This is a genomic window from Daejeonella sp. (genome assembly GCF_046590655.1).
GTDB lineage: Bacteria > Bacteroidota > Bacteroidia > Sphingobacteriales > Sphingobacteriaceae > Daejeonella.
The window spans coordinates 21,179-37,505 of the sequence record NZ_JBKJUM010000041.1; the positions used below are offsets into that span (position 1 = coordinate 21,179).

The 16,327-nt window shown below is 38.8% G+C and carries 15 protein-coding genes and 1 pseudogene; 14 read left to right on the top strand and 2 right to left on the bottom strand.

Features of this window, described 5'->3' with window-relative positions; all coding sequences use genetic code 11:
* Window positions 1-2: 2 nt before the first annotated feature.
* The 7 genes from ACLL8Z_RS04420 to ACLL8Z_RS04450 all read left to right on the top strand — a co-directional run bounded on the left by ACLL8Z_RS04420 (window position 3) and on the right by ACLL8Z_RS04450 (window position 8,434).
* On the top strand, window positions 3-2,153 hold the full coding sequence (locus ACLL8Z_RS04420; protein WP_411273551.1) for a 7TM diverse intracellular signaling domain-containing protein: 2,151 nt from the start codon (window positions 3-5) through the stop codon (window positions 2,151-2,153).
* Window positions 2,154-3,245 carry a hybrid sensor histidine kinase/response regulator gene (locus ACLL8Z_RS04425; RefSeq protein WP_411273552.1) on the top strand — a complete coding sequence of 364 codons (1,092 nt, stop codon included), beginning with the start codon at window positions 2,154-2,156 and terminating at the stop codon, window positions 3,243-3,245.
* Between the two features lies 1 nt (window position 3,246).
* Complete coding sequence (locus ACLL8Z_RS04430) at window positions 3,247-3,648, top strand: response regulator (protein WP_411273553.1); 402 nt, start codon at window positions 3,247-3,249, stop codon at window positions 3,646-3,648.
* Between the two features lie 295 nt (window positions 3,649-3,943).
* The gene (locus ACLL8Z_RS04435) at window positions 3,944-6,265 is read left to right on the top strand and encodes a TonB-dependent receptor (protein WP_411273554.1); all 2,322 of its coding nucleotides are present in this window, start codon (window positions 3,944-3,946) and stop codon (window positions 6,263-6,265) included.
* Window positions 6,266-6,267: 2 nt separating this feature from the next.
* The gene (locus tag ACLL8Z_RS04440) at window positions 6,268-7,083 is read left to right on the top strand and encodes a DUF4249 domain-containing protein (protein ID WP_411273555.1); all 816 of its coding nucleotides are present in this window, start codon (window positions 6,268-6,270) and stop codon (window positions 7,081-7,083) included.
* Between the two features lie 133 nt (window positions 7,084-7,216).
* Window positions 7,217-7,582 carry a response regulator transcription factor gene (locus tag ACLL8Z_RS04445; RefSeq protein WP_411273556.1) on the top strand — a complete coding sequence of 122 codons (366 nt, stop codon included), beginning with the start codon at window positions 7,217-7,219 and terminating at the stop codon, window positions 7,580-7,582.
* A gap of 72 nt (window positions 7,583-7,654) precedes the next feature.
* On the top strand, window positions 7,655-8,434 hold the full coding sequence (locus ACLL8Z_RS04450) for an N-acetylmuramoyl-L-alanine amidase (RefSeq protein ID WP_411273557.1): 780 nt from the start codon (window positions 7,655-7,657) through the stop codon (window positions 8,432-8,434).
* Here the strand turns inward: ACLL8Z_RS04450 and ACLL8Z_RS04455 are convergent, their stop codons facing one another.
* On the bottom strand, window positions 8,435-10,105 hold the full coding sequence (locus ACLL8Z_RS04455; protein WP_411273558.1) for a glutamine--tRNA ligase/YqeY domain fusion protein: 1,671 nt from the start codon (window positions 10,103-10,105) through the stop codon (window positions 8,435-8,437). It lies immediately after the preceding gene.
* A 148-nt stretch (window positions 10,106-10,253) separates the two neighbouring features.
* Between ACLL8Z_RS04455 and ACLL8Z_RS04460 the strand changes: the two genes are divergently transcribed.
* The 7 genes and pseudogenes from ACLL8Z_RS04460 (at window position 10,254) to ACLL8Z_RS04490 (ending at window position 15,332) form a co-directional block, all read left to right on the top strand.
* Window positions 10,254-10,649 carry a cobalamin B12-binding domain-containing protein gene (locus ACLL8Z_RS04460; protein WP_411273559.1) on the top strand — a complete coding sequence of 132 codons (396 nt, stop codon included), beginning with the start codon at window positions 10,254-10,256 and terminating at the stop codon, window positions 10,647-10,649.
* Window positions 10,650-10,688: 39 nt separating this feature from the next.
* Complete coding sequence (locus ACLL8Z_RS04465) at window positions 10,689-11,465, top strand: enoyl-CoA hydratase/isomerase family protein (protein WP_411273560.1); 777 nt, start codon at window positions 10,689-10,691, stop codon at window positions 11,463-11,465.
* A gap of 100 nt (window positions 11,466-11,565) precedes the next feature.
* Window positions 11,566-12,975, top strand: a complete 1,410-nt coding sequence (locus tag ACLL8Z_RS04470) for a sigma-54-dependent transcriptional regulator (protein WP_411273561.1) — start codon at window positions 11,566-11,568, stop codon at window positions 12,973-12,975.
* A gap of 72 nt (window positions 12,976-13,047) precedes the next feature.
* The gene (locus ACLL8Z_RS04475; protein WP_411273562.1) at window positions 13,048-14,091 is read left to right on the top strand and encodes an AI-2E family transporter; all 1,044 of its coding nucleotides are present in this window, start codon (window positions 13,048-13,050) and stop codon (window positions 14,089-14,091) included.
* 70 nt (window positions 14,092-14,161) lie between these two features.
* A pseudogene (locus ACLL8Z_RS04480) lies at window positions 14,162-14,404 on the top strand (YtxH domain-containing protein); the annotation flags it as partial.
* A 114-nt stretch (window positions 14,405-14,518) separates the two neighbouring features.
* Window positions 14,519-14,875, top strand: coding sequence for a phage holin family protein (locus ACLL8Z_RS04485; RefSeq protein WP_411273563.1), 357 nt, complete (start codon window positions 14,519-14,521; stop codon window positions 14,873-14,875).
* On the top strand, window positions 14,865-15,332 hold the full coding sequence (locus tag ACLL8Z_RS04490) for a hypothetical protein (protein WP_411273564.1): 468 nt from the start codon (window positions 14,865-14,867) through the stop codon (window positions 15,330-15,332). The genes ACLL8Z_RS04485 and ACLL8Z_RS04490 overlap by 11 nt, the downstream gene beginning before the upstream one ends.
* A 53-nt stretch (window positions 15,333-15,385) precedes the next feature.
* Here ACLL8Z_RS04490 and ACLL8Z_RS04495 read toward each other — a convergent pair whose 3' ends face one another.
* Window positions 15,386-16,327 (bottom strand): GDP-L-fucose synthase family protein, encoded by a 942-nt coding sequence (locus tag ACLL8Z_RS04495; protein ID WP_411273565.1) that lies wholly within the window; start codon window positions 16,325-16,327, stop codon window positions 15,386-15,388.

Sequence of the window (16,327 nt, forward strand, 5' to 3'; positions counted from 1 at the left end):
TAATGAAAAGGTGTTGCTTTATACTCTTTTTGCTGTATTTATTTGTGTGTGTGTCTGCCAGCGCACAATCACCCATAATATTTAAGGGGGAAAATGTTGTTATTGGCGACCACGTTTCAATTCTGGAAGACCCTGCCAATACATTGGGGATAGATGATATAAGAAAATCTAAATCCTTCGTCCCATCCGGAGTTTCAATTCCAAACCTTCAACTTAGTAGTTCAGATTTCTGGCTGAAGTTTACCATCAGAAATGAAAGTGATCAGGAACACTTAATTCTTGCTCTTGAATATCCAATGCTTAGCACTTGCGAATTTTATGCAATGACGGATGGTAATGTGCAGAAAATGAGCTATAATAACCCCTTCTCTAATAGAAAATATCAGCATCAGAACTTTCTCTTTGATGTGCGTATCGTTCCGGGAACATCGGAAGATTATTTTCTCAGGGTAAAAAGTTCCGAACAAATGGTATTGCCTCTTATTTTGGGAACTCCAAAATCTATTGCGGAAAATCTGGCTACCAATGATCTGGCGTGGGGCATATTTATGGGCTTGATTCTCGTAATGATACTCTACAACTTTTTTATCTATTTATCTGTAAAGGATACAAGCTACTTGTATTTCGTGCTTTATAGTTTATTTATAGGATTAAGTTCAATAACATTAAGTGGCTATACCTACAGGCTCATTTTATTTGATCACCCGGAACTGAACCATCTTGGAATTGTTATTTTTCCCGGTCTAGCCGGGATTGTTGGAAATCTCTTTATGATGAACTTCCTTCAAACGAAAGACAATTCACCAAGGATGCACCGGTTTGTTTACCTTCCAATTCTGCTATATTCTATTGCTGTGATCTTAAGGGTGTTTGGGTATGATCAGGCAAGTTTCAGAGCTATAGACTTCGCTGCTATATCAACAGTCATCATAACATTTACCATAACTATTTCATTGTCTTTAGAAGGCTACCGTCCGGCAAAGTTGTTTCTTCTGGCCTTCACTCTTTTTATCACCGGACTACTTCTATTTGTATTGAGGAATTTGGGCGTCGTACCTTACAGTAATTTTACAAATTATACTAAAGAAACTGGAACTGCGCTTGATGTGATATTACTTGCTTTTGCTTTGGCTGATAAAATTAATACCTTCAAAAGAGATAAGGAACGTTCCCAGGAACAAACTTTACTGGCTTTAAAAGAAAATGAGCGAATAATTCGCGAGCAAAATGCAATTCTTGAAACTAAAGTCAACGAACGTACGTACGAATTGAGCGAAGCGAACACTGAATTAAATCAGACTCTAATTGATCTTAAAGAAGCGGAAGGACAATTGGTAGAAGCCGAAAAAATGGCTTCTTTGGGTCAGCTAACGGCGGGGATTGCACACGAGATTAATAATCCCATTAATTTTGTAACTTCTAACATAACACCGCTAAACAGAGATGTTGATATTCTTATTGATTTTATCCAGGAGATGGAAAAAATAGGTCTTTCAGATCTGCCGGTTGCTGAAAAACAAAGGCTAATTGATAATCATAAAGAAGAAATGGAATTTGATTATCTCAAAATGGAAATAAATCAGCTGCTCAAAGGAATTCAGGAAGGAGCCTCGCGTACTTCGGAGATTGTGAAGGGTCTGCGCGTTTTCTCCCGTCTGGATGAAGATGATCTTAAGAAAGCGGATATGAACGATGGCCTTGACTCAACTTTAATTATCATCAACAATTTATTGAGTAACAAAATCAAGCTGGAAAAAAATTACGGAGAGATACCGTTTATTGAATGTTATCCCGGGAAACTTAATCAGGTTTTCTTAAATATTCTTTCTAATGCAATATATGCTATAAATAAAAAGTTTGAAGATAAGGAGGGCGGTATACTTAAGATAACAACGACAAATGACGAATCGAGAGTTACTATAAAAATTAAGGATAACGGCACTGGGATGGACGAGGTAACTAAGAAAAAAATCTTTGAACCATTCTTTACAACAAAAGATGTCGGTGAAGGTACCGGACTGGGTATGTCGATCGCTTATAATACCATCCGCAGACATCAGGGAGAAATTCAGATTATTAGTATACCAGGAGAAGGTTCAGAGTTTATTCTTGAATTACCCATAGTATTCGAATACATTGAGGAAGATATATAAGTGGAAAAGCAAGAAAAAATAAAGATCTTGTATGTTGATGATGAGATCAATAACCTAACGGGATTTAAAGCATCTTTCAGAATAGGTTACAACGTTATGATCGCGGTAAACGCAACTGACGCCATGCAACACCTCAATTCACATCCGGATATTCGGGTGATATTCTGTGATCAGAGAATGCCCGGTAAAACGGGTGTACAGTTCTTCGAAGAAATTCGCAGTCGCTACCCTAAACCTATACGCATCTTATTAACTGGTTACTCCGACATTGATTCAGTAATTGATTCCATTAATCTTGGAAATGTTTTTAGGTATGTAAAAAAACCCTGGAAGGATGCTGATATTCTGGCTGCAATTAATGAAGCAAATAAATTTTACGTTTCAAATTCCCTTCTGGCAGTAAAGAATGATGAGCTTCAGAGGGCTTATAACGAACTTGACAAATTCTCTTATAGTGTAACACACGATATGCGGGGACCACTTCTAAGCATCTTGGGTGCTGTAGAAGCTGCCCAGGATATGGACGAAATTACCGAGATAAGGAAGATGCTTCTCATGATGAAAGAATCTGTAAGAAATCTGGACGACTTTATACAAAGTATTCATGACTATTACAATCTGAACCGGGGGGAACTCGAAATTAAGGAAATTAACTTTAACGAGATTGTTGGAGAGCAAACGAAAATTTTTAATTTTACCTACCCTGTCAGTAACATTAATTTTAACACAAGCATAGAACAAAAAGAGACATTCAGAGGTGATGAAGTTTCGATTAAACTTATTTTAAACAATCTTTTATCTAATGCTTTCAAATACCAAAAAAGGGAGAGTAAAGAGAAATTAGTTGATCTGAAAATATTGGTTGAAAATGGAAAGGCTATTTTAGAGGTTCATGATAATGGGGTAGGTATCGATCCGAATCATATCGGAGACATATTTAATATGTTTTTCAGGGCAAGTTCCCAGGAAGTTGGATCAGGATTCGGGTTATATAATGTTAAGGCTGCTGTAACAAAACTGAACGGAACAATAACTGTTGATTCTAAAATTAACAATGGTACCTGTTTCAAGGTAACAATTCATAATAAGTGAGATGTCGACTCCATTCCCACACTTTATCATAATTGATGACAGCCAGTTGGATTGTTTCATTGGAGAAAAGATTATTCAAAATATCGGAACCTTCTCCAGCGTTAAATCATACATCAAGGCGAAAGATGCCTATGAGTTTATAAAGAATTCTGATCTCAAACCTGCCGATGCATTAACCATAATTATCCTTGATATCCAAATGCCTGTCATGAACGGATTTCAATTTGTTGAAGCATTTGAACGCCTTCCTGAAAACATTCAGTCAAACTTCGCAATATTCATGTTCAGTTCTTCAATCAATGAAAATGATTTGAACAGGCTGCAAAATCACCCATGCATCCACAAATTTTATGGCAAACCCATATCGAAAGAAATAGTTGTAAACATAGTGGGGTCACTGTAGTTATTCAAATCACACACTTCTATTCCGTTTTCGAAAATAACCCCAACGTTCGGAAAGCAAAAAATTACTACCCATACTTTGGGTTAGATTTATGTCAGATATGTCTATAAAAAGTTGCCATATGAAGTTTTTAAATCCCTTGAAATATCCTCATCAAAAAGACGTTTTACAAAATTCCACTAAAGGTAAGTACAACTTTGACAAGGTAAATTAATTCGAGTCTGAATGATCGTTCAAACGAGCTAAATTTACAAAAAATCCGTATATCTAACTTAGGTCCTAAATACCGTTCCCTTTGAAATATATTTTTCTGATTTTCCTGTTAATTTTTACGCACCCCGAACACAGCAACGCCCAGGATAACTTTACTATAAACGGTATTGTAACAGATTCTCTTTCCGGAGAAAGTCTTATTGGTGTAACAGTGAAGTTCAGCAGTACAACCGAAATCGGTACCAGCACCAATGCATATGGCTTCTATTCATATAAACTCGTTTCAGGTCAATATACTATGACGGTAAGCTATATCGGATACAGTACTGTTGTTAATACAATAAGAATTGATTCTGACACACGTTTGGATATTACTTTGGTACCGGAAAATAGACTTGGCGAAATAGTGGTGACTGCTGAAAAAAGGAATGACAACGTGGTTAGTGCACAGATGGGAGTTGCAAAAGTTAACTTGAGTGAAATACGTAATGTACCTGTAATATTTGGGGAGCGTGATGTGCTAAAAACTCTCCAATTACTTCCCGGAATTAAGTCAGCCGGTGAGGGAAATAGTGGATTTTACGTGCGAGGCGGCTCAGCTGACCAAAATTTAATTCTTTTAGATGAGGCCCCGGTATATAACGCTTCACACCTGCTTGGGTTTTTTTCAACCTTTAATTCAGATGCCATTAAGGATGTTAGCGTATTTAAAGGCGGTATGCCTGCTCAGTATGGCGGAAGGTTATCGTCGGTATTAGATATCCGTATGAATGACGGAAACAAAAAGGAGTTTACAGCTGAAGGCGGTATCGGCCTTATTTCTTCCAGATTGAAATTGGAAGGCCCGATTGTCAGAGATAAAAGCTCTTTCATGATTAGTGGAAGAAGAACCTATGCTGATGCATTTTTAGCCTTGGCAAAGGATACTTCTATCAGAAAAAATACATTATACTTTTACGACCTCAATGCAAAAGCTAACTATCAGCTAAATGAAAAAAACACCGTTTACCTTTCAGGATATTTCGGTAGAGATGAATTAGGATTAAATCAGACCTTTGGATTTGATTGGGGTAATGCCACAGCAACCCTTCGTTGGAATCACCTTTATAGTAATCGTCTCTTCTCTAACACATCCCTGATCTACAGCAACTATGATTATGTAATTGAGAACTTTATCGAAGAAAACAATTTCCAGGTAAATTCTTCGATCATAGACTTGAATCTAAAGCAAGATTTCCAGCTTGCATTAAACAATAGCCACAACCTGCGTTTTGGTTTAGACCTGGTGAATCATCGCATAGCCCCGGGGAGCATTACTTCAGACTCACGATCCAGTGTGAACGAGGAAACAATCGAACAAAGAAAAGGCAACGAAGTGTCTGCTTACGTTTCTGATGAATGGGAAGTTAATGATAAGTTCAATATCGTATATGGATTAAGGGTCAGCTCCTTTTATTTACGTGGACCCGGTTTATTTAACCTTTACGATACGGAAGGGCAAATTTCTAGCACAAAAGACTATGGGAAGGGAGAACTAGTAAAAACCTATTTTAGGCTTGAACCAAGACTTTCAGCTAGTTATTTACTAACGGAAACATCATCTTTTAAGGTTTCATATACCAGAAATAGCCAGAACCTGCATTTAATGTCTAATTCCACAGCGAGTTCACCAACAGACTTATACATTATGAGCAGCAATAATGTAAAGCCCGAAATAGCTGATCAGATTGCAGGGGGATTTTTCAGGAATTTTAATGAAGATAAATACGAATTTTCGGCAGAAGTTTATTACAAGACTATGTTAAACCAAATCGAATACCGTAGTGGTACAGATCTTCGTGGGAATAGAAACGTTGAAGCTGATTTGCTTTATGGAAAGGGAAGGGCATACGGCATAGAACTTTTCGTTAAGAAAAGATTTGGCAAATTAAATGGCTGGCTAGGCTATACGATTTCTAAAACGGAACGCCGTTTCGATGATATTGACATGGGCTCGTGGTTCAATGCTAAACAAGACCGCACACACGACTTTTCTTTTGTAGGTATTTACAAGGCAGCACCTCGATGGACATTTTCGTCAACCTTTATTTATAACACTGGAAATGCGGTAACCTTTCCTGCAGGAAAATATCAGATTAATAATCAAACATATTTTTATTATCCAGCCCGGAATGCAGACCGTATGCCTGATTACCACAGGCTTGATCTTGGGGCAACTCTGGAAGGTAAACCCGGAAAAAGATTTATATCAAGTTGGTCAATGGGTGTTTACAATGTTTATAGTAGAAAAAATGCGTTTGCCATTAATTTTCAGGATGATCCTGATGACAAAACAAAAACTCAGGCTGTAAAAACAAGTTTATTTGGGATTATTCCTTCAATAACATGGAATTTTAAGTTTTAATTATGGACATAGCACCCATGTCAAACAAAATTTTAGGAATCATTTTTGGTTTTACAGTTCTGCTGTCAACTTCGCTATTTTCATCTTGTGAAGAAGTTATAGAGGTCGATCTCTCAAAAGCCGCGCCTCGGATTGTTATAGAAGGAAGCATTTCCGATCAATCGGAAATCCATACAGTAAAAGTTTCAAATACTACCACTTTTGACCAGCCCAATGCTTTCAATGGAATTAAAGGAGCGAAGGTTACTGTAAATATAAGCAATGGCCAAACTTTTTCGTTTACAGCTACCGGCGATGGGATTTACAGGAGTCAGAGATTTCGGGGTATGCCAGGATTAAATTACACTTTAGAGGTTGTTGTTGGTGGCAAAACATTTAAAGCAAGTTCGGTTATGCCGCGCGCTGTAAAGCCGGATTCGATCACCTTCAAAAGCCTTACGATCTTTGGAAATTCCAGGATCTATCCTTCCATTTACTACAAAGATCCTGCGCGGATCCAAAATCAATATCGTTATATCGTGAAGGTTAATGGTGCTTTAATCGCCGAACAGGTAAATGAGGATAGGTTCAGCGATGGCAACGCAACATCAGATCTGATTACATTTGACGGCGATGGAATACAAATTGGCGATAAGGCGGAAATCGAAATACAATGCATTGACAGGAACGTCTTTAAGTATTACTTCGCAATTAGTCAGATAGGCGGTAACGGGGGTCCGCCTGTAGCCCCTTCAAATCCTGATAGCAATTTCGATAATGGTGCTCTCGGTATTTTTAGTGCCCATACTCGCTCCGTTTACACCGCAACATTAAAATAGTGAATGCTTTTCGGGTGCAAATTTTATTAACTTATCTTGTCAACTTAAAACTGTGGCTTATAATTGGTTTCAATTATAATTGGTAATTTAACTTTTTGAATCTGGCCGTATATTTGCAGTTTAAGACAAATACATGAAGAAGAAAATTGTTGTAATAGAAGATAATCATGATATTCTAGAGCTACTAGGATTTATCCTTGAAAATGAAGATTATGAGGTACTTGCGTCTCTTGATGCAGAACCATTAAAAAGCCTTGAAGAAATCAACCCTCATTTAATCTTGCTGGATGAGAATCTCGGCAAACATAAAGGTCATCAGCTGTGCCTTGAAATAAAAGCTAACCGGGGAACGTCACATCTTCCGGTTATTTTAATTTCTGCGGTGAACAACCTGGCTGAAATCGCAGGTAAGTGCAAAGCTGATAACTATATCGCCAAGCCGTTTCTAATTGAGGATTTGCTGAATTTAGTAAAGCAATATCATCGCCGAAGTCCTTAATATGTAATCTCATACTCCTTAATTTATTACTGCAGATTGAATAATATGATACCCAAAACATTTTTAGTTATAATGACATCTGCGGTTGCGGTGATGGCTTCCTGTTCATCATCACCTTATGCGCCTACAAATAAGATTTACAAAAAACAAGCAAAGGATTTGACCAACATCGTCCGAGAAAGACCGGTAAATCCCGCGGGACAAGATTTTGCAGGAACAGTTAATTTTGGCCTCCGAAAGCCCAATTATGTTATCATTCATCATACAGCTCAAAACTCAACACAGCAAACCCTGAAAACATTTACTACACCTTCCACGCAGGTTAGTGCACATTATGTAATTGGCAGGGATGGTCTGGTTTATCATATGCTAAATGATTATTTACGAGCTTGGCATGGAGGTGCTGCCAAATGGGGTAATGCTACTGATATCAATTCATCGTCCATTGGAATTGAATTAGATAATAATGGTTTTGAGCCCTTCTCCCCATCACAGATAAATAGCCTGCTAACTGTTCTGGATACGCTAAAAAGAAAACATGGTGTTCCATCTGCTAATTTTATTGGCCACTCTGACATCGCGCCCGGAAGAAAAGTGGATCCTAATATTACATTCCCGTGGAAAAGTTTAGCCGAAAAGGGATTTGGCCTCTGGCCAGATGCTGTTCTGACAGATACCGTTCCGACGACATTTAATCCAATTGATGCATTGAGAATTATTGGATACGACGTTAAAAATTCCGTAAATGCAGTTAAATCATTTCAACTTCACTTTGTGCAGAAAGAAATTACGGGCATACTAAATGAGGATGAAAAGAAAACGCTCTTTAATCTTTACAGGAAATATCTCTAATCATCCCTTTTTCACCTCTTTTGCCCATGTATCCTTTAGCGTAACCGTGCGGTTAAAAATTAACTTATCTGGGGCAGAGTCTTTGTCGAGTGAGAAATACCCTTTACGAATGAATTGATACCCTAATTCCGCTTTAGCATTTATCAGATCAGGCTCAATGAATGCGTTTTTTAATATTGCCAAACTATCCGGATTGATATACTCTTTAAAATCTCCATCTTCATTCGAGGGGTCTTCAACCTTGAATAATCGATCGTACAAACGAATCTCCGCCTTACGGGCGTGTTTAACGCTTACCCAGTGTATCGTTCCTTTAACATGGATACCGCTTGTATCTGAACCACTTTTGGATTCCGGGATATACGTGCAGTGGATCTCGGAAACACGTCCCTGACTATCCTTTAAAAAGCCATCGCATTTTACGATGTAAGCATTTTTTAAACGAACCATTAACCCAGGACCTAAACGAAAAAATTTCTTTGGTGCTTCTTCCATGAAATCTTCCCGCTCTACCCATATCTCAGAGCTAAAAGGTACCTCTCTTGTACCACCTCCATCTTCAGCTTCCGGATTATTTTCTCCATGCATCACTTCAGATTGGTCTTTTGGATAGTTAGTAATTACAAGTTTGACCGGGTCCATCACAACCATCCTTCGCAGAGCTGTTTTATTAAGATCTTCTCTGATACAGAACTCCAGTAAACTCAAATCGATCAGGTTTTCGCGCTTAGCTACACCAATACGCTCACAGAAATTTCGAATTGATAGTGGGGTATATCCGCGACGTCGAAGTCCGCTAATGGTAGGCATCCGCGGATCATCCCATCCTGTAACATAGTTTTCATTCACCAGCTGAAGCAGCTTACGCTTACTCATCACTGTAAAATTCAAATTTAAACGCGCAAACTCGTATTGCTTTGACGGAAAAATTTTTAATTTATCAATAAACCATTCGTACAGCGGGCGGTGAGGAATAAACTCGAGAGTGCAAATGGAGTGAGTGATTTCTTCAATTGCATCTGACTGTCCATGGGCAAAATCATACATCGGATAAATACACCATTTATTACCTGTACGATGGTGATTAGCATGCTTAATTCGATACATCAAAGGATCCCGTAAGTGCATGTTAGGAGATTCCAAGTCTATTTTCGCTCTTAACACTCTGGCTTCGTCCGGAAACTTCCCAGCTTTCATTTCTTCAAAAAGTTGTAAATTCTCTTCTACACTTCTGTTGCGGTAAGTTGTGGGTGTTCCAGGTTCAGTAGGTGTTCCTTTCGCAGCCGCTATCTCTTCAGCAGTACTGTCGTCGACGTAGGCAAACCCCTCACGTATTAAAGTTACAGCGAATTGATAAAGTTGATCAAAATAATCTGAGGAATAAAGCTCTTGATCCCATTCGAACCCAAGCCAATGGATATCTTCGCGAATACTGTCAACATACTCAGTTTCTTCCGTACTCGGGTTAGTATCGTCAAACCGGAGATTAGTTTTACCATTATACTTTTTAGCAATCCCAAAGTTCAGGCAGATCGATTTAGCATGTCCGATATGGAGATACCCATTGGGCTCGGGAGGAAAACGAGTGAGCACACGCTTATTATTTTTACCGTGGCTGAGGTCTTCTTCAATGATTTCTTCTAAAAAATTTAACGACCGTTCTTCAATCATATTCTGGTTTGAGGGTATAAAAATAGCAAAATTAACCGTTGAAATCTGCTTTTTTTGCTGCTGACCGCCATATTAACACTTAGGTACCATAAAACACAATCCGAATTTCTTCTTACTTTTACATATGGATAAAACCTTTAATCGCCCCGTGCGTATCCTCGTCGCCAAAGTTGGTCTTGATGGGCATGACCGGGGAGCGAAAATTATTGCCACCTCGCTAAGGGATGCTGGCATGGAGGTGATCTACACCGGACTTCGTCAAACTCCTGAAATGGTCGTCAGTGCAGCTCTCCAGGAGGATGTTGATGCGATCGGGGTTTCCATACTTTCAGGAGCCCATATGACCGTTTTTCCCAAGATTGCCAAACTAATGAAAGAGAGTGGACTTGATGACGTACTGCTTACCGGCGGTGGCATAATTCCTGACGACGACATGACAGCACTTCAAAATATGGGTGTTGGCCAACTATTTCCTCCGGGAACCACTACAAAGACCATCGTTAGCTATATCAATGAGTGGGTAAGTGTGAACCGACAGTTCTAAATCGGTAATTTCAATTGTTATTTTAACCAATTTGCCACAATGAACAACCTGCTACTTGATATCCGAGACCGCATATTAACAATTACTATTAATCGCGAAAGCAGACTAAACGCTTTAAATAAAGAGACGCTTTCTGAACTTAATGTGGCAATTTCGAACGCTCTTCTAGATGATTCAATTGGAGGAATGATCATCACCGGCTCAGGATCTAAAGCATTTATTGCTGGAGCTGATATTACAGAGTTCGCAGCCTACAACGTGGAAGAGGGCAGGCAACTCGCTAAAAAAGGACAAGAGGATGTATTTAATATAATTGAGAATGGGAATAAACCGGTTGTTGCCGCAATAAACGGTTTTGCCCTGGGGGGCGGACTGGAACTTGCAATGGCATGTCATATCCGTGTTGCTTCTTCTAATGCAAAAATGGGGCTTCCTGAAGTTAGCCTGGGCCTAATACCAGGATACGGGGGCACTCAACGGTTAGCGCAGTTCGTAGGAAAAGGGCGTGCCCTTGAAATGATAATGACGGCAGACATGATCACAGCTGAGGATGCTTACCGGTTCGGTTTAGTTAATCATGTTGTTGAAAGGGAACAGCTTTTAGTAAAAGCATCGGAGATTTTAGGAAAAATAATTGAACGGTCGCCATTTGCAATATCAAGCGCTATAAGAGCTGTAAATGCTGGATTTGAAACCGGAAAAAACGGATATACTGTGGAAATTGATGAGTTTTCCCGATGCTTCGGTTCCTGGGATTTTAAAGAAGGAGTAAACGCATTTCTAAGTAAAAGAAAACCCGAGTTCAGGGGCAAATAGTCCGGTCAAAAGTGTAGAAAATATTTCCCAATTGAATTTAGTTTTCCTATATTGCACTGTTCACTGACTCTTAACAGCGGTTTATGGAATTTATGAATTTATGAATAAAATCCTAATTATCGATGATGAAATAAACATCGGCATTATACTATCAAAATTTTTAACCCGAAACGGTTTCGAAGTTGCAACAAGTACCAATGGCACCAATGCTTTGGAACTGATGTCGAAAGAGACTTTTAATTTGGTTCTGTGCGATTTTCGTTTGGAAGATACTGATGGCAGAGAAATGTTGCGTAAAATAAAGAGCTCATACCCGGATACAGGAGTAATTATTATTACTGGCTACTCAGATATAAAACTTGCAGTCGAGCTGATTAAAATGGGTGCTTATGACTATATAACGAAGCCGCTGTACCCTGATGAGATACTGAATACAGTTAATAAAGCTATAGAAGCTCAAAAAATTATTAATCAGCACGTTAATAGTTCAGGCGACTCTGATCAAAAACGTGATCGCAAAACTGATTTAAATCCGGAAGATTTTGTTGTTGGAAAGAGTTCTGCCTCTCTGGAGCTTATCAGACAAATTAAACTAGTTTCTCCTACAAATTACAGCGTCATTTTAAGCGGCGAAAGTGGCACCGGTAAAGAGTCTGTAGCAAAAAGCATTCATTTAAATAGTCCCAGGAAAGACAAGCCGTTCATAGCTATGGATTGCGGATCCTTAACCAAAGACCTGGCTGGAAGTGAATTTTTTGGACATGAAAAAGGGTCTTTCACAGGTGCATTATATACCAAGATTGGCCATTTTGAGATGGCAAACGGGGGTACACTATTTCTTGATGAAGTGGGCAATCTGTCTTACGACATTCAAGCTGCCCTTTTGCGCGTGGTTCAGGAACGCAAGGTAAAGCGTATTGGAAGTACTAAGGAGATTGATCTTGATGTGCGAATCATCGTAGCAACCAACGAGAACTTAATGGATGCCATTCAAAAAAGCAGGTTCAGAGAAGATCTTTTCCACCGATTTAATGAGTTCAGCATCACCATACCTCCATTACGAGACCGGGGCAAAGATATTGTGACATTTGCCGAACACTTTTTGAAGGTAGCAAACAGTGAGTTAAACCGGAATATAACTCATTTATCTCTGGAAGTTATCGATTGTTTTATGACCTACAATTGGCCGGGAAATGTGAGGGAATTAAAGAATGTGATCCGAAGAGCAACATTACTTACAGAAGGCACTGAAATTTTATTAAAGGCCCTTCCACTTGAAATCTCAACATTTGCTAAAGTGACAGCTATCGAAAGCACCTTTGAGGCAAATGTAAGTGTATCTCATAATAGCAACAGGCATGACCTTAAAAATGCTGCTATGGAGGCCGAGTACGAAACAATCCTGAATGTACTTAAAGAGGTAAATTTTAATAAAACGAAAGCAGCTAAAATCCTGAATATTGACAGGAAGACCTTGTATAATAAAATGAAAGCTATAAATCTTGAATAATTGTTATTCAAGCGAAAATAAATTCTTTAAACCCTGTTATGATAACAGGGTTTTTTGATCTTCAAACTTAATATGTCTATCTACAGCTATAAACAACGAAATACAATCGTATTAGCAATCCTGATTATTTTAGGATGTTTTGTTCTTTATTCCTTAAGGACTATAGCAGGTACATTATTAAGTACACTCGTTTTATACACCATCCTACTTCCCGTTTTTACTTTTTTTATTAAAAAATGGAATATGAAAAGGTGGATTGCTGCGATACTGATTATTCTTCTTTCACTGATAATCATTGTCCTTCCTTTCCTCACCCTAAGTGTCATGGTGATTGATAAAATCTCGGAATTCCAGGACGACCCGATCCGCATTAAGAATATGATGCAGAAAATCGAAGATTTTGTTGGTTCTAAGATCGATCAGCCGGACCTTTTCGACAAAGCTATGGGAAAGATGAATCAGCTTGCAGAAGAGTTATTTCCATCCGTCCTTGGCGGAGCAGCAAATATTGTTCTTGGCTTGATTATCATGTATTTTCTATTGTATTTTATGTTTGTTCAGAAGGAAGAGTTTGAAGCCGGTTTGCTTAAATATGCTCCATTCAGGGAGCAAAACGCTTTAAAATTCGCCACCGAGTTGAAAATGACGACTTATTCTAACGTGTTGGGGCAAGGATTTATAGCCATTGTCCAGGGCGCCCTGGTAAGCATCGGATTTTTTATGTTCGATATACGCGATCCCATATTTTGGGGAGTAATTTCAACTTTTTTGTCATTTTTGCCGGTAGTTGGCGCTCCTGTTGTCTTTGTTCCCGCTGCGCTGATTGCCATAGCTAGTGGCAACACAACAGGAGGCTGGGGGCTTTTACTCTGGGGCCTGATCGTAATCATCAATATCGATAATGTGATCAGACTTATTATTGCGAAAAATGTTTCAGATACTCATCCCATTATTACAGTGGTGGGTGTCATTATCGGTATCCCAATATTTGGAATTCTTGGACTAGTATTCGGTCCTTTGCTTTTGTCTTACTTCATTTTGACCATAAGAATTTATGAAACTAGCAAGCTGGCTAGTGAGAGACTTGAAAAACTGAAATCAGGTGAAGATGAATAATTGAAAACAGTTTATACCCTTGAATTGTATATATCAAGACAACTAGATATTAACCTTAAATATTACTGAAATGAATGACAATTCGAAAATTTTGGCCGCAATGCTTGCAGGTTTAGCCGCAGGAGCTGCTATAGGAATTTTGTTTGCTCCTGAAAGAGGATCAGAAACCCGAGATAAATTGAACGACTCGTTGAAAAATTTGGGCGACAGTATAAAAGATCGCGCAGCAGATGAAATTGGCAACCTTAGCGAATTCAAAGACAAAGTGGTAGATTCCATTAAAACAAAACTAAGAGGCGCTGAGGAAGAGTATGTAGCAGCGAAAGCAAGTGTTTCCAATACTGTTTCTGATGCTGTTGATTATGCTGTTGATAATGCTGGTAAGACCGCTTCGAGAGCAACTAATTCTTAACACATTCTATCAAACATGGAAGAAAAAGAACTTGATGCCCGTGAAATTATAGCGAAAATTAAGGAGTATGTTGACGTCCGTAAAGAAATTGCAATTCTTTCGGCTGTCGATAAAGGCTCTCAACTATTTGCCAATTTAGTCACCGATGGTCTTGTTCTGCTATTTGGCGTGCTAGGAGTGCTGTTCGGAAGCCTTGCCGCCGGATTTTATTTATCTGAAGTTTTGGGGAATACCTATGCTGGGTTTCTAATCGTTACTGGTTTTTACTTTTTATTAGCTATATTATTTTATGTTGTGAAGGATAAGTATATTGAGAAGCACATTATAAATGCAGCGATTAAAAGGTTCTTTAGAGTTAAACATGAGAGCTAAAATAGATAATACACACGATTTGCGTGCAGAGCTAAACCGTTTGCGCATACTGCGTATGGAACAGGAAATAGAGCTTACGAAAGTGACTGCCCGAATTAAAGCACGCTTGCATTTCCCGGTAATGGTGTACAAAAAGATCAGCGATTTCTTCATTGAACTATTTGGGGATGACCCAGAAGATCTGACGAAAAAAAATGAACGCAAAGACTGGGTAACCAATATCTTAAGACTAGGGCTTCCATTAGCACTAAATAGATTTCTTTTTCCGCGCTCTGGATTTCTTATGAAATCTGTCGTAGCTATGGTGTCACAGACAGCTGCTAAAAATGTTAACAAGGATAGTATAACCGGCCTGATTGATAAAGTTGCCGACTGGATCAAAGTTCGGAAACCGAAGACTCAAAGAGATCCAATAATAGCGGATTATGGCATTCCTCCTGACAGTGAGACTTATTAATTATCCAAACCCATCTCCCGACAAAAGGGGATGGGTTTTTTTTGTAAACTAGCTTAATTGATTTTAATGAATACGTTCTTTGTAAAATCTTCGTAAGCTAACTTTATCCCCTCCTTAAGGTCGATCTGATGTCTCCAGCCCAGTGCCTGAAGTTTAGAAACATCCAGTAACTTTTTGGGTGTTCCGTCCGGCTTCGAAGAATCGAAAATTATATCCCCTTGATATCCCGTGATTGTTTTAATTAGGCAGGCAAGATCGCTTACTGATAGATCATTTCCAGTGCCGATGTTTATTAGACCTGGCTCATCGTAGTTTTGCATCAGAAAATAACATGCATCAGCAAGATCATCTGAAAATAAAAACTCGCGAAGTGGGGTTCCGGTGCCAAGCACAGTAACCTGCTGCGACGAATTTATTTTAGCTTCATGAAATTTGCGGATCAAGGCGGGAAGAACGTGGGAGTTTTGTGGATGATAATTATCATTATAACCATATAAATTGGTTGGCATTACGGAAATAAAGTTGCAGTTATACTGAGAGCGGTAAGCCTCGCACATCTTGATTCCGGCAATTTTTGCAATTGCATACGGCTCATTACTGTATTCCAGAGGGCCAGTCAACATATATTCTTCTTTAATTGGCTGAGGGGCCATTTTAGGATAAATACAACTAGAACCCAGGAACATCAGCTTCCTTACCTTATTTAAATAAGAATGATGTATCACATTATTCTGAATAGCAAGATTCTGATAAATAAAATCAGCCCTATACGTACTATTAGCTATAATTCCACCCACCCTGGCAGCGGCTAAAAAAACATAGTCTGGTTGTTCTTTTGAGAAAAAATCAGAAACCTGCTCCTGAACTGTAAGATCCAGATCCTTCGAGCCGCGTGTAATTAAATTGCTAAAGCCTTCGCGCTCGAGCTTCCTTAGAATCGCTGAGCCTACCATTCCCTTGTGACCAGCGATATATATTTTAGCTCTCTTTTCCAC